Source organism: Chitinophaga sp. ARDCPP14, assembly GCF_051362515.1.
Classification (GTDB): Bacteria; Bacteroidota; Bacteroidia; order Chitinophagales; family Chitinophagaceae; genus Chitinophaga.
In genome coordinates this window covers 1-21,574 of record NZ_JBKIXB010000019.1, presented here as the reverse complement: position 1 = coordinate 21,574, position 21,574 = coordinate 1, and the positions used below count along the sequence as shown (strand labels likewise).

17 protein-coding genes are annotated in these 21,574 nt (G+C 46.2%); 9 read left to right on the top strand and 8 right to left on the bottom strand.

Annotation, left to right across the window (positions count from 1 at the left end):
* Window position 1: 1 nt before the first annotated feature.
* Complete coding sequence (locus ACLHR0_RS30945; protein ID WP_436491623.1) at window positions 2–3,475, bottom strand: TonB-dependent receptor; 3,474 nt, start codon at window positions 3,473–3,475, stop codon at window positions 2–4.
* Window positions 3,476–3,625: 150 nt separating this feature from the next.
* Between ACLHR0_RS30945 and ACLHR0_RS30940 the strand changes: the two genes are divergently transcribed.
* Together ACLHR0_RS30940 and ACLHR0_RS30935 are read left to right on the top strand one after the other, a co-directional pair.
* Window positions 3,626–4,141: an RNA polymerase sigma factor gene (locus ACLHR0_RS30940; RefSeq protein WP_436491622.1), complete on the top strand. Its 516-nt coding sequence runs from the start codon at window positions 3,626–3,628 to the stop codon at window positions 4,139–4,141.
* A gap of 11 nt (window positions 4,142–4,152) precedes the next feature.
* Window positions 4,153–5,280 (top strand): FecR family protein, encoded by a 1,128-nt coding sequence (locus ACLHR0_RS30935; protein WP_436491621.1) that lies wholly within the window; start codon window positions 4,153–4,155, stop codon window positions 5,278–5,280.
* A gap of 322 nt (window positions 5,281–5,602) precedes the next feature.
* On the opposite strand, the gene ACLHR0_RS30930 is transcribed toward ACLHR0_RS30935, so the two are convergent.
* The 3 genes from ACLHR0_RS30930 to ACLHR0_RS30920 are packed head-to-tail and all read right to left on the bottom strand — an operon-like array spanning window position 5,603 to window position 7,824.
* Window positions 5,603–6,859 (bottom strand): replication-associated recombination protein A, encoded by a 1,257-nt coding sequence (locus ACLHR0_RS30930; protein ID WP_370911128.1) that lies wholly within the window; start codon window positions 6,857–6,859, stop codon window positions 5,603–5,605.
* 15 nt (window positions 6,860–6,874) lie between these two features.
* A complete protein-coding gene (locus ACLHR0_RS30925) occupies window positions 6,875–7,306 on the bottom strand; it encodes a group III truncated hemoglobin (RefSeq protein WP_429044146.1) in 432 nt (143 codons plus the stop codon).
* A gap of 11 nt (window positions 7,307–7,317) precedes the next feature.
* Window positions 7,318–7,824, bottom strand: a complete 507-nt coding sequence (locus ACLHR0_RS30920) for a hypothetical protein (protein WP_429044143.1) — start codon at window positions 7,822–7,824, stop codon at window positions 7,318–7,320.
* A gap of 158 nt (window positions 7,825–7,982) precedes the next feature.
* Here ACLHR0_RS30920 and ACLHR0_RS30915 point away from each other — a divergent pair, with 158 nt between their 5' ends.
* Together ACLHR0_RS30915 and ACLHR0_RS30910 are read left to right on the top strand one after the other, a co-directional pair.
* On the top strand, window positions 7,983–10,043 hold the full coding sequence (locus ACLHR0_RS30915; protein ID WP_436491620.1) for a M13 family metallopeptidase: 2,061 nt from the start codon (window positions 7,983–7,985) through the stop codon (window positions 10,041–10,043).
* 116 nt (window positions 10,044–10,159) lie between these two features.
* Window positions 10,160–10,432 (top strand): YHS domain-containing protein, encoded by a 273-nt coding sequence (locus tag ACLHR0_RS30910; RefSeq protein WP_429061919.1) that lies wholly within the window; start codon window positions 10,160–10,162, stop codon window positions 10,430–10,432.
* Between the two features lie 65 nt (window positions 10,433–10,497).
* On the opposite strand, the gene ACLHR0_RS30905 is transcribed toward ACLHR0_RS30910, so the two are convergent.
* From ACLHR0_RS30905 to ACLHR0_RS30890, 4 genes are all read right to left on the bottom strand, one after another.
* On the bottom strand, window positions 10,498–11,919 hold the full coding sequence (locus ACLHR0_RS30905; protein WP_429044137.1) for a hypothetical protein: 1,422 nt from the start codon (window positions 11,917–11,919) through the stop codon (window positions 10,498–10,500).
* A 66-nt stretch (window positions 11,920–11,985) separates the two neighbouring features.
* Window positions 11,986–14,778 carry a TonB-dependent receptor domain-containing protein gene (locus ACLHR0_RS30900; protein WP_436491619.1) on the bottom strand — a complete coding sequence of 931 codons (2,793 nt, stop codon included), beginning with the start codon at window positions 14,776–14,778 and terminating at the stop codon, window positions 11,986–11,988.
* Window positions 14,779–14,976: 198 nt separating this feature from the next.
* Window positions 14,977–15,378 carry a hypothetical protein gene (locus ACLHR0_RS30895; protein WP_370911135.1) on the bottom strand — a complete coding sequence of 134 codons (402 nt, stop codon included), beginning with the start codon at window positions 15,376–15,378 and terminating at the stop codon, window positions 14,977–14,979.
* 177 nt (window positions 15,379–15,555) lie between these two features.
* The gene (locus ACLHR0_RS30890; RefSeq protein WP_429044131.1) at window positions 15,556–16,386 is read right to left on the bottom strand and encodes a UDP-2,3-diacylglucosamine diphosphatase; all 831 of its coding nucleotides are present in this window, start codon (window positions 16,384–16,386) and stop codon (window positions 15,556–15,558) included.
* Between the two features lie 182 nt (window positions 16,387–16,568).
* Here ACLHR0_RS30890 and ACLHR0_RS30885 point away from each other — a divergent pair, with 182 nt between their 5' ends.
* The 5 genes from ACLHR0_RS30885 (at window position 16,569) to ACLHR0_RS30865 (ending at window position 21,374) form a co-directional block, all read left to right on the top strand.
* Window positions 16,569–17,219: a DUF47 domain-containing protein gene (locus ACLHR0_RS30885; protein WP_079469694.1), complete on the top strand. Its 651-nt coding sequence runs from the start codon at window positions 16,569–16,571 to the stop codon at window positions 17,217–17,219.
* A gap of 42 nt (window positions 17,220–17,261) precedes the next feature.
* Entirely contained in the window at window positions 17,262–18,266 is a 1,005-nt protein-coding gene (locus ACLHR0_RS30880) for an inorganic phosphate transporter (RefSeq protein ID WP_370911137.1), read from the top strand.
* A 158-nt stretch (window positions 18,267–18,424) separates the two neighbouring features.
* A complete protein-coding gene (gene rfbA / locus ACLHR0_RS30875) occupies window positions 18,425–19,297 on the top strand; it encodes a glucose-1-phosphate thymidylyltransferase RfbA (RefSeq protein ID WP_436491618.1) in 873 nt (290 codons plus the stop codon).
* 30 nt (window positions 19,298–19,327) lie between these two features.
* On the top strand, window positions 19,328–20,356 hold the full coding sequence (galE, locus tag ACLHR0_RS30870) for a UDP-glucose 4-epimerase GalE (RefSeq protein ID WP_370911139.1): 1,029 nt from the start codon (window positions 19,328–19,330) through the stop codon (window positions 20,354–20,356).
* Between the two features lie 52 nt (window positions 20,357–20,408).
* The gene (locus ACLHR0_RS30865) at window positions 20,409–21,374 is read left to right on the top strand and encodes a transketolase family protein (protein WP_370911140.1); all 966 of its coding nucleotides are present in this window, start codon (window positions 20,409–20,411) and stop codon (window positions 21,372–21,374) included.
* The last annotated feature ends 200 nt before the right edge of the window (window positions 21,375–21,574 follow it).

Here is a 21,574-nt window from a genome sequence, read left to right as displayed (position 1 = left end):
TTTAGAATTGAGCTTTTAAACCGAATGAGTATACCCTGGAGCGTGGATAAGAGGCGTAGTCCAATGATGGCATCAGGTCCCCGAAACCTCCCTGGCGGGTGTTTACCTCCGGATCATACCCGGAGTATTTTGTGCTGATCCAGAGATTTTTACCGCTTACAAAAAGCGTGATATTCCCTACATTCCGCGCAGTAAAATGATAGGACAAGGTTACATCGCTCAGGCGGATAAAACTGCCATCTTCTATCCAGTCGGATAACATCAGCAATTCTTCCGGGCTACCGGGCATGCGGTAGCTGTTATTCGGATTCCCTTTTTCAACCAGTTCCCCTGATGTCATATCATATAAAGACGGACGCCAGGCGTTAACGGATCCTTTCGACATATTATTTGTGCTCCTTCCGGCTTCCATTGCCACCCTGTTGGCATTGTACAGTTTATTGCCATAACTGTACTGCACCACCACATTCAGATTAAATGCTTTATACCGGAGTGAATTAGTGAGGCCGCCGGTAAAGGATGGTTGTCCCTGTCCCAGCACCACACGGTCGGCTGCATTGATGATACCGTCGCCGTTCTGGTCAATAAACTTCCTGGTTCCAGGCCGTATTTTACTGATGGCCTGTCCGTTGATAACGGTAAGCCCCGATGCATCTATTTCCGCCTGCGACTGGAAAATGCCATTGGTTTGGTATCCGAACCATTGCCCTATCGGCTGACCGTTCCTGATAATAGCGGTGGTACCAATTCCCGCTACCACGGCAGGATCGAGACCCAGATCCGGTCCTATTTCCACCGCCTTTGAGCGGTTAACGCCAATGTTAGCATCCAGGTTCCAGCCAAATTGCGCCCGGGTAATCAGCGGGGAGCTGATATTAAATTCGAACCCGCTGTTCTGGATGGAACCGAGGTTATTCCATGAACTCCTGTAGCCGCTGTAACCAGGCGTGATTTGTTGTATCAGCAGGTCTTTAGTCCGCTTCAGGTACCAGTCGGCCGTAATATTTACTTTATCATTCCATAATCCGAGGTCCATGCCGGCATCCACCTGTGTGGTGGTTTCCCATTTGAGGGAAGCGTTTTCAGGTCTTTCCACCACTACCCCAAAATCGGGAGTGTTACCATCCATCGGGGAAAAGTAGGTAGTAATCGTAGATAGTGTCAGGTAAGACGGGATCGCCGTATTGCCGCTTTGCCCCAGGCTTGCGCGGAATTTCAGGTTACTGATTGCGTGTACAGGTTTCAGGAACTTTTCATCGCTGGCTCTCCAGGCTACTGCGGCAGAAGGGAAGTAGCCCCACTTGTTATCTTTACTGAAGCGGGAAGACCCGTCGGCCCTCATGGTAAGTGTAGCCATATATTTTTGGCGGTAACTGTACTCCGCCCTTCCCAGGAAAGAGGCCATCGTCCATTTGGTAATGTTATAGGTAGGTATTACCGGCACGGTACCGTTTCCCAGGCCGTATGGTCCCAGCAACTCTATATCGTAATGCTGGTTTTCGGCGGTAACAAGGCTTGCTTTGTTCTGTTCAAAGATAGCGCCGCCCATGATATTAATACTGTGGTCCCTGCCTATATTGCCTTTATAGTACAGCAGGTTTTCATTCATCAGTTTATCAGTGGCGCCTCTCGCCAGCACTGCGCGCCCGCCATACTTGGCGCCGGAAGATGTATTCTTGGGATAATAGGCATCTGTATTGGTATTTACAGCAGAATAATTGGCGGTTGTGCGAAAGGTGAAATGCCTGTTAATGTTCCAGTCCAGCGCCAGGCGTGTTACCCATTCGGCATTGGATCTTTTATTGGTAACATTCTTTGCCAGCGAATAGGGATTGGTGCTGATGTAACCTTCCACCCCTTCATTATCTTCAATATCGGAAAAGGTGAGCGGCTTTACCGGCTGCTGGCTGAACATACTGGTGATAACACTATTGGAGGTGATGCCGCCGTTCTGTGAACCGGAGATAAAACCGTTGATAGTAGTCCGGCTGCCGGAAATATTGCTGGTCAGGGTTACCGCGGGTGATAGTTTCTGTTGAAAATTAAACCGCCCGTTAAAGCGCTCATAGCCGCTGTAAACGATCAGTCCTCCCTGGTTGAGGTAACCGCCCATAAAAGAAAACTTCGTGTCTTTTGAGCCTCCGGAAGCGATAATACGGTATTCCTGTATGGCGCTGTTCTGAAACATGGCCTTTTGCCAGTCGGTATTTGTTGAATCGGGGTTATTATAGTTGTACCAGTCGTGATACGTTTCATCGGTGGCTACTCCCCAGAAACCGGCGGGACTGCCCAGTGGGGCATCCCGGTAATAGGTGTAGCCGGTGAGTTCTGTGCCCGGCTTATTGGGATCTGTGGCATCTGCGGGCGTATAGGTATAGGCCGAAGCCAGGAAGCGGGCATGCGCGTACTCCGAAGCGTCCATTACGCCTACCAGGTGGCCGGGTGTCTGAAAACCGGTGTTGGCGTACAGTTCCACCACTGTTTTTCCTGCCTTGCCGGTTTTGGTAGTGATCATGATAACGCCGTTGGCGCCCCGGGCCCCGTAAATAGCAGTGCCGGAAGCATCTTTCAAAATCTCAATGGATTCAATATCTCCCGGGTTAATATCATTGGCATTTTCCTGCATCACCCCATCTATTACATACAAGGGTGTGCTTCCGCCACTGATGGAGCTGGCCCCGCGGATGCGGATGGTGCTTTCAGAACCAGGCGTGCCATCGTTCTGGGTGATCTGCACACCCGCTGCTTTGCCTTTCATGGCATCTGCCAGGGAAAACAATGTTCTCTCCGACATGGCTTCCTTTGAGATAGAGGATACAGATGCGGTCACATCTTTCTTCTTCACCGTACCATAACCTATTACCAGTACGTCGTTCAGGGTAGATCCTTCGCCCATCAGGCTTACATTGATCTGCGAGCGGTTTTTGACGGCTACTTCCCGGCTTTGAAACCCGATATAAGATACCACCAGTATCCCCGCGCCGTGCGTAACATCGGGGATGTCAAATTCCCCTTTTTCATTGGTAACGCCACCCTTGTCGGTGCCTTTCAGTTTCACGGAGGCGCCGGGCAGCAGTACGCCTTTCTGGTCTGTGATCTTCCCCGAAATACGCATAACAGTATCCGTTAATGCAGGCGCATTGCGCGTGGAATCCGGGGGCAGACCTTCCTTTTTTTTAATGTAAATGACCTTGTCGCGGTACTGCCAGGTAAAACCGTTTCCCAATACGGCTTTCAGTACTTCCTGGAGAGCCGCCTCCTTCAGGTTCAGCGACACCTTTTGCTGGTCGTTGATCTGCTGATTGCTGTAAAATAAGTCGTAGCCCGTTTTTGCGGTAATCTGATTAAAAATTTCCTTTAACGATACATTCCTGACATTCAATGAAATTTTGTCTGACGGTAATTGGCCACTGGCCGGGATAAAGTAAAAACATGACAATAGAAAAATAAAAGCACCTCGTACATAATGTGGCATACGTTCAGTTTTTCAAGTACGTGAAATTTGTTCTATAGACAACTTTTGTCCGTAACGGGTGACAAATTTTTTATACTGTTTTGAATATTTTTTTTGTTTAGGTTTGTAAGAGAAATTCCAACCTGTTCCTCGTTAGATTGCTGCTATAAGATGTCAGAACAAAACCAGAAAGCATTCGGTGAAATATTCTCTGTTCATTACAGAAGAATGGTAATGGAGGCATTTTACCTGCTGAGGGATGAGCAGCAGGCTAAAGATGTGGTACAGGAAATATTTATTGATCTGTGGCATAAACAAAACCTGGAAGATATTCTATCCATAAAAGCATACCTGACCCAAAGCGTCCGCAACAGGTGTCTTAATTTAAAAAAATCAGAGAAGTCGCGCGAGCAGAAAGAATTAGGATATCAATATGCGGTACAGTCAGATACCGCTGTAATAAAAGTACACGGAGACGAAGATCAGGCCTTGCAATATCAGCAGAGGGCCGATCATTTATTACAGGTAATGAGGGAATTGCCGCCAAAAACCGCGCGGATCTTCCAGTTGTATTACATAGAAAAGAAAAGCCGTAATGATGTAGCGGCAGAGTTAGGGGTGAGCATTAATACTGTTAAAACAGTACTATCCCGCGCCCTGCAATTTTTACGAAAGAAAATGCTTTGAGCTCAAAATATATGGACCATACTGCAGAAGAAATAAAAAGCCTGATGATAGATAAACTGGACAATCATATTGATCCGGAAGATGAGCTGTTGCTACAGCGCCTGATTTCGGAACAGGAAGATGTACAGGTGATGTGGGAGGAAATGCAGCAGCTCTTCTCTGTTGGCAAAGGCAAGGTAATGATGGAGAAACTGGATACGCGCGAGGAATGGGCCAACCTGCACAATGAGTTGAAAAAAGCACGGAGAAAAAAAATCACCCGGTATATCGGCATGGCAGCCGGCATTGCTGCCGCTGCAACAGCCGTTTTGCTGTACCTGAAATTGCCCGGGGCTACTCACCAAAAATCCATCGCCGCTACGGCGCCGGCCAAAGCCATTCTGCTGAAAATTGACGACGGCAAGGAAATTGATCTTACTGGTAGCGGCAGCCAGGCTATTGTAGCCGGAGATGCCCGCTTTCATAACAACGGGAAGGTATTAACCCTGCAGGGAGGCGCCAGCAATCAATGGAGTACGATCAGCGTTCCAACCGGAATGGATTACCAGGTAAAGTTATCCGACAGCTCCATACTTTGGCTGAATGCAGCTACCACCGCGCATTTCCCGGTGAATTTCACCGGCAACACCCGTGAAATAGAGATCAGGGGAGAAGCTTACCTGCAGGTGGCCAAAGACGCTTCGCGGCCTTTTATCGTGCATTTGCCCGGCGGCGCAGCCATTGAAGTACTGGGCACCGCTTTCAATATCAACTCCTATGACCCCGCAGCAGTAAAAGTTGCACTGGTGGAAGGAAGTGTAAACATGCGCACGTCCACGCAAACCGTAGGATTGAAGCCCGGTTACCAGGCACGGGTTACTGCCGGTGCGCCTGTACAAGTAGCTGCTTTTGATGAGCGGCAGGTGCTGTCGTGGATGAAAGGACAATATATATTTTACAATACGCCCGTACAGGAAATTGCACTGACCCTTCAGCGCTGGTACGATGTACAGGTAGTGATAGATAACCCCGCAGTAGGGAAGAAGTGCTTTACAGGGATTATTAACAAACAAAAGAAACTCCAGGACTTCCTCGACAACCTCATTTCAACTGCTGAAGTGAGTTACTATTTCCAGGAAGGTGTTTTGCATTTCAAATAGGGGAAGTGTATAGGGAGTGTATGAGGAGTGTATCATGAGTGTATGGGGAGTGTATCGGAAGTGTATAGGGACTGTATGGGGACTGTATGGGGACTGTATGGGGACTGTATGGGGACTGTATGGGGACTGTATGGGGACTGTATGGGGACTGTATAGGGACTGTATGGGGACTGTATAGGGAGTACGACACATACGCTACTCCTAAGTATCTGAGAAGTATCCGAGAAGTATTGGAGAAGTATCCGGGAAGTAACGCCTGCATAAAGACAAAGCGGCCTGTTCAGCAAACTGAACAGGCCGCTTTGTCTTTAATACTTTATCTTTAATAATTATATTTTTCCTTCCACAAACTCTTCAGGTAATTCCTCAATTCATTTTCACGCGGGTTATTTCCCGGATCATAAAATTTCGTTCCCTTGATAGCATCCGGCAGAAATTCCTGTATCACAAAATTGTTTTCATAACTATGTGCGTATGCATACCCTTTGCCATAGTCCATCTCTTTCATCAATTTCGTAGGGGCGTTCCTGATATGCAAAGGCACGGGCAGGTCGCCGGTTTTAGCGACTACCGACTGCGCCGCGCTGATAGCAGCAACCGCTGCATTGCTTTTGGCAGAAGCAGCGAGATAGGTAACGCATTGCGACAGGATAATCCTTGATTCAGGAAAGCCGATCAGGTTTACGGCCTGGAAGCAGCTGGTGGCCAGCAACTGTGCATTGGGATTGGCGTTGCCGATATCTTCCGACGCCAGGATCACCAGCCTGCGGGCAATGAATTTCACATCTTCTCCGCCGTCGATCATCCGGGCGAGATAGTACAATGCCGCATTGGGATCGCTGCCCCGGATGGACTTGATAAACGCGGAAATAATGTCGTAGTGCTGTTCTCCCTTTTTATCGTAGATAGCTACCCGTTGCTGGGCGATGTCCATTACTTTTTTATCGGTAATCACAAGCGGATCTTCCCGTAAAGTAGTCACCACCAGCTCAAAAAGATTGAGCAGTTTACGTGCGTCTCCGCCGGAAATATTAAACAGGGCGCTGGTTTCCTTTATCTCGATATTTTTACTGCGCAGCCACTCATCCCGTTCCATGGCCTGTTGCAGCAACTGCATCAGCTGATCGTTGCCGAGAGGTTTCAATACATACACCTGGCTGCGGGATAATACCGCCGCATTTACCTCAAAAGAGGGGTTCTCGGTAGTGGCGCCGATAAGCGTAATGATCCCTTTCTCTACAGCGCCCAGCAGGGCATCCTGCTGTGATTTATTAAACCGGTGGATCTCATCAATGAATAACACCGCATGCTGTTGCCGCCTGGCCATTTCTATCACTTCCCTCACTTCCTTCACCCCGGCCGATATAGCACTGAGTGTGTAAAAAGGCACCTGTAATGTATGTGCAATGATATTGGCAATAGTTGTTTTTCCAACACCGGGAGGACCCCACAAAATCATGGAAGGAATCATTCCCTGCTCTATCGCTTTTCTTAAAATACTGTCCTTGCCGGTAAGATGCTCCTGCCCCACCAGTTCATCCAACGTTACCGGTCTTAACCGCTCCGCTAATGGTTGCATACTACACTTATTGGTTTATTGTTTATTGCCCGGGTTAACGAGCGGAATTTGATTGCCGGTACCAGGATGATTGATCTGGTTCATTTTAAACGACATGATCCCTTTTACAGACCGGGCGCGGGTAACTGCCAGTGCGGCTTTTTCTCCCGTAAAATTTTCGGCGACGGTGGCTTCAAACAGTTGCAGCCAGCGGTCAAAATAGGCAGGCTCCAATGGGATCAGTTTATTCAGTTTAAAATGAGGATCCATCACATTTCCCTTGTAATTACCGCCGTCCAGCAGAATCCCTTCCCAAAAATTATACATAATGGGCAGGTGATGCGGCCAGTCTACCTTTGCTACATCATTAAAAATAAAGCCGATCAGATCATCCGCTTTTACTTTATCGTAAAAACTGTTTACCAGTAATATGATATCATCCCTGTTGGCTATCTCCCGCTTTTCCATAACTCCGTTTTTTATTCTTCATGTTCTTCGCTCCTCCCGCCCTGCAATTGCAGCCACTGACGGAGATACCGGAACGACAACCCTATATTCAATGCGATCAAACTTCCCACCACCAGCAGGAAAACGCCTATCGGCGCTATCAGGGTTTGTTTAACCGCCGCCTGCTGATCCGGCGGCAGATTGTCGATCTCCGCCTTCATCTGCTCCGGCGTAACCAGCAATATGGTTAACCCCGACAAAATGAGCAGAACAGCAAATATCAGCCCTATTGTACCCATAAATCTCATGCCACCCGGCGTACTCTCTTTCAGCGGAATTTCCGGTAATAGCAGGCTCCGCTGAAGATATAATGATAAAACGCTATGAATAAAACAGGCCCCCATAGAAAGCAGGAATACAATTGACCCGAAGTTGGTACCCAGAAAAAGTATGCTGGACAAGAGCATGAATGTGAAAATACCGGATATCATCAATACTATAGCCGTGGTAACCCTGTACAATTTAAACCTGAAATCCATTTATATGTTAATTTACGTAACACAAACCTACCTAATTATTTAGAGATTCCGGGATTTGATCGGCAACAGCCATCATGGCGGCGATTGCCGTTCATAAAAAACCTTTCATGCAACCTGACCCGTTTTCCATAACTTAGGATACTAAACCTGTTTTAAATATGAACAAAACCAATGCGGTAAAACTACCGTTGCTGGCTGCCATGGTTACATTTGCAGCCTGCAATTCCAACAGTTCCTCGCAGCAGGCGGAAACGGCCGACACCACCAAGGTGCCCGCTTTTAACTTGGCTGATATCGATTCTTCCTACAAAGCCTGTGATGATTTTGACAACTACGTGAATGGTAACTGGAAAAAAAACAACCCCATCCCTTCTACAGAGAGCCGCTGGGGAGCGTTTAACGTTCTCGATAAAGAAAACAAGGAAGTTCGCCTCAAAGGAATCATTGCTGAAATTACCAGCAAAACAGACCTGAAAAAAGGCACAGAAGAACAACAGATCGCCGACTATTACTCATCTTTCCTGGATACCGCTACTATCGAACAACGCGGCATCACTCCGCTGCAACCCTACCTCGATAAGATTGCCGCCATTAAAACACTCGCCGACTGGGCCAGCGTAACCGGTGAACTCCAGAAAATCGGGGTATCTTCCTTTACCGGTTTTGGTGCAGACGCAGACGCCAAAAACAGTAAAATGAATGTGCTTTACCAGGCACAGGATGGCCTGAGCCTTGGTGAAAAAAGCTACTACGAAAGACAGGATTCCGCTACCAAAAATGTGCGCAGCGAATTTGTTAGTCACGTTGATAAAATGTTTAAACTGGCAGGTTTCCCTGAAGCAAGCGCCGGACAAACCATCCTGGATTTTGAAACCAAACTCGCCGCTATCCAGCTGAGCAATGTAGAACTGCGCGATCCGGTTAAAACGTACAACAGGGCCGCCTTCTCAGAACTGAAAACACTGGCGCCCGACTTCGACTGGGAAAACTTCGCCGCTAAACAGGATATCAAAACCGATACCCTCGTGCTCCAGAACAAGACCTATCTCACCAAAGCCAACGCTTTGCTGAAAGCTACGCCACTCGAAACACTGAAAACATATTCCAAATGGCAGCTGCTCGGCCAGTTTGCCGGTTATTTACCTGCTACTTTCGATAATGAAAATTTCCATTTCTACGGTACGGTAATGACAGGTAAAAAGTCGCAGAAAACCCGCGCAGAACGCGCTATCCGCTCCACCGATGGAAAAATGGGCATGCCGCTGGGTAAACTGTTTGCCAAAAAGTACTTCCCGGAAAGCAGCAAACAGAAAGTATCTGAAATGATCGAAAACGTGCGTAAAGTATATGGAGAAAGAATCGATAAACTCACCTGGATGGGCGATTCTACCAAACAAATGGCACACAAAAAACTCGCTTCCTTTACCTATAAAATCGGTTACCCCGACAAATGGAAAGATTACTCTTCCATCAATATAGAAAAAGGTAAACTGGTGGAAAATGTAATCGCCGCAAGCTTATACGTACACAAAGAAAATGTTGATAAAATAGGCAAACCGGTAGATAAAAGCGAATGGGGTATGACGCCTCAAACTGTAAACGCATATTACAACCCGTTAAACAACGAAGTAGTATTCCCTGCAGGTATCCTCCAGCCTCCTTTCTACAATCCTAATGCAGATGATGCCATCAACTATGGCGGTATCATCGCCGTTATCGGCCACGAATTTACCCATGGCTTTGACGACCAGGGCTCACAGTTCGATGCAGAAGGTAACCTGAAAAACTGGTGGACAGAAGCCGACCGCAAGAACTTCGATAAACTGACCAAGCGTTATATCGACTACTTCGGCGGCCTTGAAGCGCTGCCTGGTTTCAAAATCAATGGCGCCTTAACCATCGGTGAAAACGTAGCCGACCTGGGTGGTTTAACGCTTGCTTATCACGCCCTCGTAAAATCGTTTGAAGGTAAAGGGGAACCCAAACCTATTGATGGATTTACCTGGCAGCAACGTTTCTTCCTGGGCTGGGCACAGGTATGGCATGGCAACATCACAGATGCTGCCCTGCGCAACCAGATCCAGACAGATCCGCACTCACCGGCAAAATTCCGCATCAACGGACCACTGCCTCACCTGGCTGAATTCCAGGCTGCATGGGGCTGCGCTCCGGGCAATAAAATGGTGCTGCCGGAAGCAGAACGGGTAGTGATCTGGTAAAATAACTGCTGCAATTACTATATAGTATTACGGATTTGTTGGAAGAAGTGTAATCAGTTCACTATCTCCCGCAAATCCGTAATTCTTTTTTATCTATACCTTCGTTAAAAAATTCTATGAAATATATATTCATTACGTGTAGCGCCTTATTCCTGTTTGCCTGCGCACAAAAGCAGGCGCCCGCTGAAAATACTACTGCTCCCGCTGCCGAAACACCAGCAGCTATTGCAGTCAATAAACTTCCGGACCCCGTTTGTGAAATGCCCTACGATACCAGTTATAAAGAATGGGCAGTATATAAAACAGATACCCTGCATTTTTGCTCGGCTACCTGCAAAAATGTGTTTGAAAAAGCACCGGAGAAGTATATGGCTAAACTGGGCAAATAAAAAATAGCCGCCTGGGTAAAAACCCGGGCGGCCTAAGATTACAGTTTATGAAATTTAAATAAATACTATTTATCTGCAAATTTGGTCCAGCCTTTAAACCAGGTGTCACCTGCTGCTGCTGCACCCACATAGGTAGTGGTAGTAAAAGCGCCACCACCTAATTTCGCGTTGGTGAAATCCGCACCAGCCAACAGCGGAGAACCAGCTGCGGGGCTTGGATCAAAAGTAGTATACCCAGTATTGGTCAGTTTCACATCAGTAACAGCAGCCAGTGTTTTATTGGCAAATGCTGCAGTGCTGAACCAGGCCAGGGAATTAAATGTTGCGGTACCAGCAGCTACCACCAGTGGGCTACCGGCAATGGTGTTATTCTTGTACTCCAGTGCATTGGAAGTAGCATTTGCTTCTGTCAGCGCACCATCCACAAACAAGCCAACAGGCCAGCCAACAAATACAGAGTTGAATATTGAAATTTTACTGTTCCTTCTGATATGCGCACCTCTTTTGTAAGGAGCAGCAGTAGCAGCCGGAGCGGCGTTAGCGTAAGGTCCTACAATAGTCATGTTGCTGAAAGTAGCAGCAGTTTGCGGCGTTTTGGTAGTACCGTCCGCATCGTTGTCAGATTCAAAACCGTTGGAAGCACCGCTCGGACCGAAATCAGCGATAGCAGCATCACGCAGTACCAGGCCAAACTGGATCTTTCCGGAGAAACCGTTATCAGTATCGAAATCGTCATCTGTGCCGCGATAAGCGATCAGGTGCTTACAATTTACTGTACCACCAAACCATTCGAACGAATCATCGCCGGAATAGCTTACCTGTACATAATCAATGGTAGTTCCGGAACCAACGCTACCAAAAGTAACACCGTTGATTTCATCGTTTACGGCAAAGGCAATACCTGGATATTCTACTCTGACATATTTCAGTATGCCGGAGTTATCATCAGCTTTGGTACCACCATGTAAACCGTAACCAGTAGCCGTTTCATTTACACCGCCTTCAATGGCCTGTAAGCCGGCAATACCGTCTTTTGCACCATTGTTAGGCGCATTACCCAACAGGATAATACCACCCCAGTCGCCACTGTTAGGAGTAGCCTGGCTGGATGTAAATACAATCGGAGCGGCAGCAGTACCCTGTGCATCAATCTTACCATTCCTGGTAATGATCAGCGCACCTTTATTCGGAGACTTGGATCCTTTAATGGTAACACCTGGTTCTATTTTAATAGTTGCACCGTTCAATACAAAAGTAAAATCAGTCAGCAGGTAAGTTTTACCTGTTTTCAAAACAGTATTGGAAGTGATCTGCTTTGGCAGTGTTTCAGGAGATTCCTTAAATTCACTGTTATCGCTGGTTCTTTCAATAGTAGCCTTAGTCATGTCTACTGGCTGAGCCGGTGGCGGAGTTGTAGGATCATCGTCTTTGCCGCAGGATGAGATAATCACCGCCAAAAACATTACAGGAAACAGAATTTTTTTCATGTCAGATGGATTGAAATTAAATGCAATTTTTAAAATCTACTATTCCTATTATTACGCTTCTCTTTATCAGAATTTATAAGAGAAAGAAAGATTCACATTGGTACCGCCTTTGGTACTTATTCTCAGGAAGTCTGATGTTTTGTCGTACTTGCCGTTGTCGTCATTATCCTGGTAAAAATTAGCCGGCTGATTCAGGATATCACTTACGGTCAGCTTGATTTCTCCTTTACGGAAAACCTTCTGCGCTACCATGAAGTCCAGTAAAGATCTCGGCGCTTCATATACATCAGGCTCCGTGTCGTTACCTACAATGAAAATCCTTCTGCCAATTCGGTTAAATAATACATTCGCCACAGTACCGGTAGATTCTTTTTCAAACTGTAAACCTACATTGATCACATAAGGAGATTGACCCTGCATAGGCCGTGCTTTCAGCACTTTATCTTTTTCGAAAGAAACTTTATTATAGATATAGGCCACATTAGAAAACACCGTGAAAGAATGCCAGAATCCTGCATTATCAGGATTCAGAAAATCGAGATTCTTTCTAAATTCTACTTCGGCGCCGGCGCTATTCGCCTTAGGAGCATTCAGGTAGGTTAAACCAACAGAACCCGCACCACTATTGTAAAATCTTTCAATAGGAGATTCAAAGTGCTTGTAGAAACCAGCAATGGTTAATACTTCTCCGGAGCGGGGATACAGCTCATAGCGCAGATCTACATTGGTCACCTTACTTCTCTTCAGGTTAGAGTTACCGGATTCGGTAGCCATGAGATCAAAGTTGTAGAAGGCAAACGGCGCCTGCTCACGGAACTCAGGCCGGATAACGGTTTGAGATGCGCTGAAACGGATATTTGTTTTTGCATTCAGCAGGTAGGTCAGGTTCACGGAAGGTAATATATCCGTTACCGTAGTTTTATTATTCTGTGGTCCGTTCTGGTTATATTTAATCGACTGGTCAAAGTTCTCCACTCTCACCCCCCATACCAGTCGCCATTTCTCATAAATATTGTTATCAAACTGCAGGTAACCTGCGTTGAGCAGCGCATTGGCGCCATAAGCATCCGGCGTATTGGTAATTTCATCCATCCGCAATAAGCGGTCGGTAAAGTTTTCCGGTGCAAATAATTTATCGGGAGTTAAGCGCACCAGGTCATGTGCATAAGGATCGCCGGCATCAAAAAGGGTGTAGCCAAGCGCACGTGGCGTGAAACCACGTTCCTTACTCTGAACCAGGTAACCCATCTTTACCTGTTGTTGCCGGCCACCGATTTTCACAAACCGGCTCAGGTCTAGGATACCACCGTAAATATTATCATTCAGTTTGGAATAGAAACGGCCGGAACCAGTAAGGGTAGCGGAACCACCGGAAGATATATTGGCATAAAAATCATTCTTACCGGCAATGCTGTTATAACCCAACCGGCGAAGATCCGGCACATCCTGTTTCATGTTGGTGTAGCTGCCGTTCCATTTGATCTTCACCTTTGCTTTCTCCCAGAAATGCTCACCGGATAATTGCGAAGTATAGATGCGGTTGCTGTTGAATCCCAATTCATAAGCGCGTACATCTGTTTCGGATGGAATATCGTTACCAGTTCTTACTGTGGTAGCCACGGTAGAATTAACACTGTACAGGTTTTTGAAGCTGATCTTATTCTTGCCAAACTGGTAGGATAAATTAGCAAGTCCGCCCCACAATACATTCTGAGTAGATTTTTTATCGTAATAGTTGTAGATCCGGGATCCGTCATTATCAAAGTCGGTACGGTAAGTATCGAAATTACGGTTGTTACGGTTGTAGCTTAGCGACAGTACCGCACCAAAACGGTTACCTTCTTTTCCTTTATTGATACCGCCGGCAATCTGGAAATTAGAGTTAAGCGGTGTTGTTTTTGTATTTACCGACCATATATCCGGGAATGATTTGGATACAGCAATTTTATCTGCTGTTGACAGTTGATCATAACCGGCTTTGGTAGATGGAAAGGAAGACGGGAGCTTTCTGGTATCATCGTCTACCCCAAGCCAGTCTTTGTTGCCGCCTTTATAAGTGTTAAAGTCCTTTCCGGCCGACATGGTATTAAAACCCGTACCGGCCAATACTGTCAGGAAATTTTCGGAAGGGATATCTTTTGTATTTACCTGTACAAGGCCACCCGCAAATTCTGCCGGTAATTCAGGTACAGCTGCTTTATTGATGACGATGTTTTCAACAATATTGGATGGAAACAGGTCAAAGGAAAATGTTTTCCGGTCTGGTTCTGTACTGGACAACAGGGCGCCGTTAACCGTGGCCTGATTATAACGGTCGGCGAGTCCGCGTACAATGAGGTATTTACCTTCCTGCAAAGAGGCGCCGGATACTCGTTTCAATACTTCTCCGGTATTTCTGTCCGGCGATTTACGGATGGCTTCTGCAGATACTACCTGTGCTACTGTGTTGGTATTCTTTTGCAGCGTAAGCAGGGAATTGATGGTTTCCTGTTTGGCCGTTCCGGTGATTACCACTTCCTTCAGGCTTTTGGAACTTCTTTCTTCCATTACAATGTCCAGGTACGTAGGTTTACCTGCACTTACGATTACTTCCGAAACTGATTTCGTCTGGTACCCCATGAATTTAAACTCCAGGGTATAAGTGCCGGGTTCAACTGAAATCTGGTACCTTCCTTCCACATCTGTTACTGCGCCTTTGCCGGTACCAGCTACTACTACAGTTAACCCGATGATGGCTTCACCTGTTTTCTTGTCGGTAACCTTACCGGTGATTTTGGCGGGATCAGCTGCAAAGGAAGCATTGGCGAAGGAGCAACACGCTAACAGTGTCCAGATAAGTATAGAAGAGATTCGTTTCACAATAATTTTTTAATCAGATTTTAATACGGTTTTAAGGCCGTTTTAATATTTGATGGCAAAAGTATTGGCACTACATTACCGCAGTGTTAACGGGGCATTACGAGAATGTTAATTGATAAAAGGTTTTTCGCGTAGTTAATTTTAAAGAGAAGATAAGCCGGGTCAGCTGAGAGGATATAAAAGAGGGCGAACAAATAATTACCACATATTTTGCTGGGGCGACTGACGGTTATTATTCGTCAGCATGTCAAGGGAAATATCCAGCTGGTAATTACGGTCTGTGTTTCTGTCGGCTACCGGGCAGGCAATCTGGAATAAGTGCTGGCTTTTATTCATGAAGGGTTTGTTGTCTTTGTTGCACAACTCCAGTGAAAAATTGAACCTTTCTTCCACTTCTTCCTCAAACTCCCGCAAACTCAGTGTTTCATCGATAGGATATTCAATCAGAACATCTTCTTCAAAACCTGCGTCTTTTAATGTATCAAATGTATTGGCAAGCGAATTACGCACATACACGGCCACATTACAATAAAGCAAACGCTGGATCTGCATTTGCAATAGGGAGATCGTCATTAAAGGATGTAACTTCAATACTTTCATCTAGCTGTTTTTCTTGCTTATCTAAATGTGCCACTATCGTCACACTTAATTATTTCTCTGGCAAACTTAGTAGTCTACTTTTAATTTAATATTAAGCGCTTGTTATGATTTTGTGAAAATAGTATTTAAATATAAATATATTTAAAATATTTAAATGTAATAATAAGAAAGAAAAAATCAGGAGCCGGGGAAGGTAATAATACGGGTAGCATCCCAGTCGGTGAGTCCATCATCGTCGTCCTCTGCAAGTACGGTGCCCTTCCGGGTAACGGGGTGTTGGTACAGGGCCCATTGCTGGTTGGTATATTCAAGGGAAGTAAGACTTTCCACCCAATCGCCCGAATTCAGATAGGTGATTGTTTTATCGCCCACCTGCATTTCTTTGATCAGGGGCTGGTGGATATGACCACAGCACACTACATCAAACTCTTTATCGGCGGCTATTTCGGCAACGGTTTGTTCAAAATCGGAAATGAATTTTACGGCCGACTTCACCCCCTGTTTTACTTTTTTGGAGAAAGACATCTTTTCCCTCCCCATGCTTTCCAGCACATGATTGACCAGCCGGTTGAGGATAATCAGCAGATCATACCCTTTTCCGCCCAGCTTGGCCAGCCACTTGGAGTTTTTCATGGTTACATCGTACACATCTCCATGAAAGAACCAGTGTCTTTTGCCATCTACGTCCAGCACCAGCTTATTATCGATCGTAAAGTTACCCAGCTCAAACCCTGCGTATTTACGGAGGGCCTCGTCGTGGTTACCTGTCAGGTAATACACCTCGGTGCCTTTGCCGATCATCTTCAGGATTTTGCGGATCACTTTGGTATGCGCCTTTGGAAAATAGCGTTTGCTGAATTGCCAGATATCGATAATATCCCCATTCAGCACCAATATCCGCGGGTCGATACTATCCAGGTACTGAATCAGCTCTTTGGCGTGGCAGCCGTAAATTCCCAGATGAACATCTGAAATTACGGCTATATCTAATGGGCGTTTATCCGACATTATAGGTTTGTATGTACAGGTTGTAGGCAGCCTGTTTATGAGTATAATTTTCTATGCAAAGGAAAAATCGCTATATTACTTTTATATTAATCCAGTGTTAAGGAATTATTAATTCACGTTTTTTACTGGCTGGGATAGATTCTGAAAGCTATTTTTGCGGCAAATTTTATAAACTCAAACGTATGGGAGGCTTCAATTCTTTTGTTAAACTATTCATGCCGAAAGACCGGGTATTTTATTCTTTGTTTGAAGACGTAGCTTCCAATCTGGTAGAAATGGCGACTGTGCTCAATGAGCTGGTAGCCACCACAGATCTGGCTGTGAGAAAGGATAAGGTACACCTGATAGAACGCCTGGAACACAAAAACGACGATTACACACACCGCATATTTGTAGAGCTCGGACAAAACTTTATCACTCCGTTTGACCGTGAAGACATTCACTACCTGGCGGCAACACTGGACGATGTGGCAGATTACATCCATGGTTCTGCCAAAAGAATGGATCTCTATAAAGTACATTACATCAACGACAGCATCCGCAAACTGGCGGAACTGATCCACCTGGGTGTACTGGAACTTGCCAAAGCAATCCCCGAACTGCGCAATATGCAGAATATGCGCATCATTACCGATGCCTGCGTAAAGATCAACAGCCTGGAAAACCATGCTGATGATATCTACGATATGGCTATCGCCGACCTTTTTGATACAGAGCAGAACGCCGCAGAACTGATTAAAATGCGTGAAATCTACCAGGCCCTGGAAATCGCTACCGATAAGTGCGAGGACTGCGCCAACGTAATAGAAACCATTATTATCAAGTACTCCTGATAAAGGGGAATACAGTTCTGAACGCATAATTCTCCTGATGTCATGACTTTACTAGTAATTATTATCATACTGGCATTCATTTTCGACTATATCAATGGTTTCCATGATGCCGCCAACTCTATCGCCACTATTGTGTCGACCAAAGTGCTTACGCCTTTCCAGGCAGTACTCTGGGCCGCAGTATTCAACTTTGTGGCCTTTTTTGTTGCCAAATACTACATCGGTGAGTTTAAAGTAGCCAATTCCGTAGCCAACTCGGTATTTGAGCAGTTTATCACGCTGAAAGTAATCCTTTGCGGCCTGGTGGCAGCTATTACCTGGAACCTCTTCACCTGGTGGCTGGGAATTCCCTCCAGCTCCTCGCATACCCTGATAGGTGGTTTCATTGGTGCAGCTGTAACCGCCTCCGGTGGCAATATTGACGTAATCAATTTCCACAAAGTTTTGCCCACAGTGTATTTCATTGTACTGGCGCCTCTCATAGGTATGGTGGTGGCCTTTATAATAACACTCATCATTGTAAATATCTGCCGTAAGGCAAATCCATACCGGGCAGAAAGCTGGTTCAAACGCCTGCAGCTGGCCTCCTCCGCGGCATTAAGCCTTGGTCACGGTAGTAACGATGCCCAGAAAGTAATGGGGATCATCTCTGCTGCAATGGTATCTGCCGGCTATATCGGCAGCCTCAAGGAAATGCCGGACTGGGTACCGCTGGCGTGCTTTACCTGTATCGCACTCGGCACCATGAGCGGTGGCTGGAAAATTGTGAAAACAATGGGAACCCGTATCACTAAAGTAACCCCGCTGGAAGGCGTGGCTGCTGAAACCTCCGGCGCCATTACCCTCTTCCTCACGGAACACCTGGGTATTCCCGCCAGTACCACCCACGTTATTACGGGTGCTATCATGGGCGTAGGGGCTACCAAAAGGTTATCTGCCGTTCGTTGGGGGGTTACCGTATCACTGCTGTGGGCCTGGGTTTTAACCATTCCCATCAGTGGATTACTGGCCGCAGTCACCTATTTCATCGTAAACCTGTTCATTTAAAAAAGTGAACCAACAGATACTTTTAAAAGCTCTCCGTAACCTCCGGAGAGCTTTTTTTATAAAAAAAAGACGCCAATTGAAAGAGAGCCGCTATTTTTGTGCGGTTTTCTTCTGATCGGAAGAGTTAAGTTAGTGACCATCAAAAATTGATCTTGCAAATGAAAGGAATAATCCTGGCCGGCGGCTCCGGCACCCGGCTGCACCCCATTACGTATGCTATCAGCAAACAGATCATGCCGGTCTACGATAAACCAATGATCTATTACCCGCTGTCTACCCTGATGCTGGCGGGCATCAAGGATATCCTGATCATTTCCACCCCACACGATCTGCCGGCTTTTCAACGGCTCTTCGGTAATGGTCAACAACTGGGACTGAATTTGACTTATACGGAACAACCCAACCCCAATGGGCTGGCCCAGGCTTTTGTAATCGGCGAGGAATTTATCGGCCAGGACACAGTAGCACTGGTATTGGGTGATAATATCTTTTACGGGGCAGGACTCGGTACACAACTGGCTCATAACACTAACCCCGACGGCGGCATCGTATATGCCTACCAGGTATCCGACCCGGAAAGGTATGGAGTTGTGGAATTTGGTCAGGACATGAAAGTACTGTCCATCGAGGAAAAACCCACACAACCGAAATCCCACTTCGCTGTACCCGGACTCTACTTCTACGATAATGAAGTAGTGGAAATCGCTAAAAATCTGCAACCCAGTCCACGCGGCGAATATGAAATTACAGATGTAAATAAAGAATATTTGCAGCGGGGAAAATTAAAAGTTTCTATCTTACCACGCGGAACAGCATGGCTGGATACCGGCACATTTGACTCGCTGATGCAGGCATCCCAATTTGTACAGGTAATAGAACAAAGACAAGGAATTAAAGTAGCCTGTATCGAAGAAATCGCCTACCGTAAAGGATTTATTGACGCCGGCCAACTAAAGGATCTGGCAAAACCTTTACTGAAAAGCGGCTACGGAGCTTACCTCGAAACGGTGCTCAATCAAAAAGTTTTCTGAAATATCAAATAAACGTAAATCTGAAATATCATGAAGGTTCTTGTTACGGGTGGTTGTGGCTATATAGGCGCGCATACTATTGTAGATCTGATCAATAATGGATTTGATGTAGTATCTGTAGACAGTAATATCAGGAGCAGCACCCAATTATTAGATGGTATCGAAAAAATTACCGGAAAAAAGGTACGCAACTACAAAGTAGATCTTTGTAACCTGGAAGACACCAATGCGGTATTTCATGAAAACCGGGATATCGTTGGCGTCATCCATTTTGCTGCCCTGAAAGCAGTGGGAGAATCTGTAAACGAGCCCCTGATGTACTTTCAGAACAATATCACCTCGCTGGTCAATGTGTTGAAATGCGTGAAAGAATACAATGTACCCAACCTCGTATTCTCCTCTTCCTGCTCGGTTTACGGCAATACCAAAGCCCTCCCGGTAGTGGAAGAAACACCGCTCGGCGAAGCCCAGTCTCCATACGCCCGTACCAAACAAATGGGTGAACAAATCATCGAAGACTATAGCCGGGTAAATGAAACCAACTCCATCCTGCTCCGCTATTTTAACCCGGTAGGCGCACACCCATCTGCACTTATCGGCGAACTGCCGCTGGGAAAACCAGACAACCTGGTTCCCGTAATCACCCAAACCGCCATCGGTAAAATTCCAAAAATGACGGTATTCGGCACCGATTACGATACCCGCGACGGCTCCTGCGTACGCGACTATATCCACGTAATGGATATCGCCGCCGCTCACACGAAAGCGCTCCAATACCTTATAGAACACCACAATACCAGCAACTGTGAAGTGTTTAACCTCGGTACCGGCAACGGCGTAACCGTGCTGGAAGCTATCAAAGCATTTGAAAAAATTTCCGGCATCAAATTAAACTACACCACCGGCCCACGCAGGGAAGGAGATGTGATCTCTATTTACGCCAATAACAGTAAGGCGAAGGAAAAGCTGAACTGGGAGCCAAAAATTGGTATCGAAGACAGTATGCGCACCGCCTGGCAATGGGAAGTGAGCCTGCGTAATAAAGTACTGAGTAACTAGGATCCTCATTTTTTAATGTTTACATTTACGCTTCATTTTTAAAAAGACCACAATGGTAAAAGATATTCAACCACTAAATGAAAAAGAAACCCGTGGCGGGTTTGGTGAGGGCATACTCGAAGTAGGTCGTAAAAACCCCAATGTAGTTGCACTGACAGCAGATTTGCTCGGTTCTATGAAACTGAACGCTTTTATTAAAGAATTCCCCGATCGCTTTGTACAGGTAGGTATCGCAGAAGCCAACATGATTGGCATCGCTGCAGGCTTAACCATCGGCGGTAAAATACCATACACCACTACTTTCGCTAACTTCTCTACCGGAAGGGTATACGACCAGATCCGTCAGTCTGTTGCCTATTCCAACAAGAACGTAAAAATATGTGCTTCCCACGCAGGACTTACCCTGGGTGAAGATGGCGCCACCCACCAGATCCTGGAAGATATCGGCATGATGAAAATGCTGCCCGGAATGACTGTCATCGTACCTTGCGATTTCAATCAAACCAAAGCCGCTACCATCGCCATCGCCGACTACGAAGGACCGGTATACCTCCGTTTCGGTCGCCCGAAATGGCCCAATTTTACCGCGGAAGACCAGAAATTTGAAGTGGGTAAAGCACAGATCCTCCACGAAGGAACAGATATCACCTTATTCGCCTGCGGTCACCTGGTTTGGATTGCCATCGAAGCCGGTAAAGTTCTGGAAGAAAAAGGCTACAGCGTGGAAATCATCAACATCCACACCATTAAACCACTGGACGAAGCAGCAGTAATCGCTTCCCTGAAAAAAACCGGTTGCGCCGTTACTGCCGAAGAACACAATGTACTCGGTGGCCTTGGCGACAGCATCGCACAGGTAGCCGCCCGCCATACACCCGTTCCCATCGAATACGTGGGCACCAACGATACCTTCGGCGAAAGCGGTAAACCACTGGACCTGCTGAAAAAATATGGCCTCGATTCAGATCACATCGTTGCAGCAGCAGAAAAAGCCATCCAGCGCAAGAAACAGGCGTAGCATCGCCTTCGGCGATTTTAAATTGTCTTGGAGCAGGATTACGCTGATTATACTGATTAGCTGGATTTTTACTTTTTGATTTTATAAAGGATTAAGGGAGATAGAAGCGGATATATGTACTGCCCCCTAAAAGTTAGACACTTTTAGGGGGCATTTTTATGGATAAACGCAGAAAATACAGTTTTGAGCAAAAATTAGCC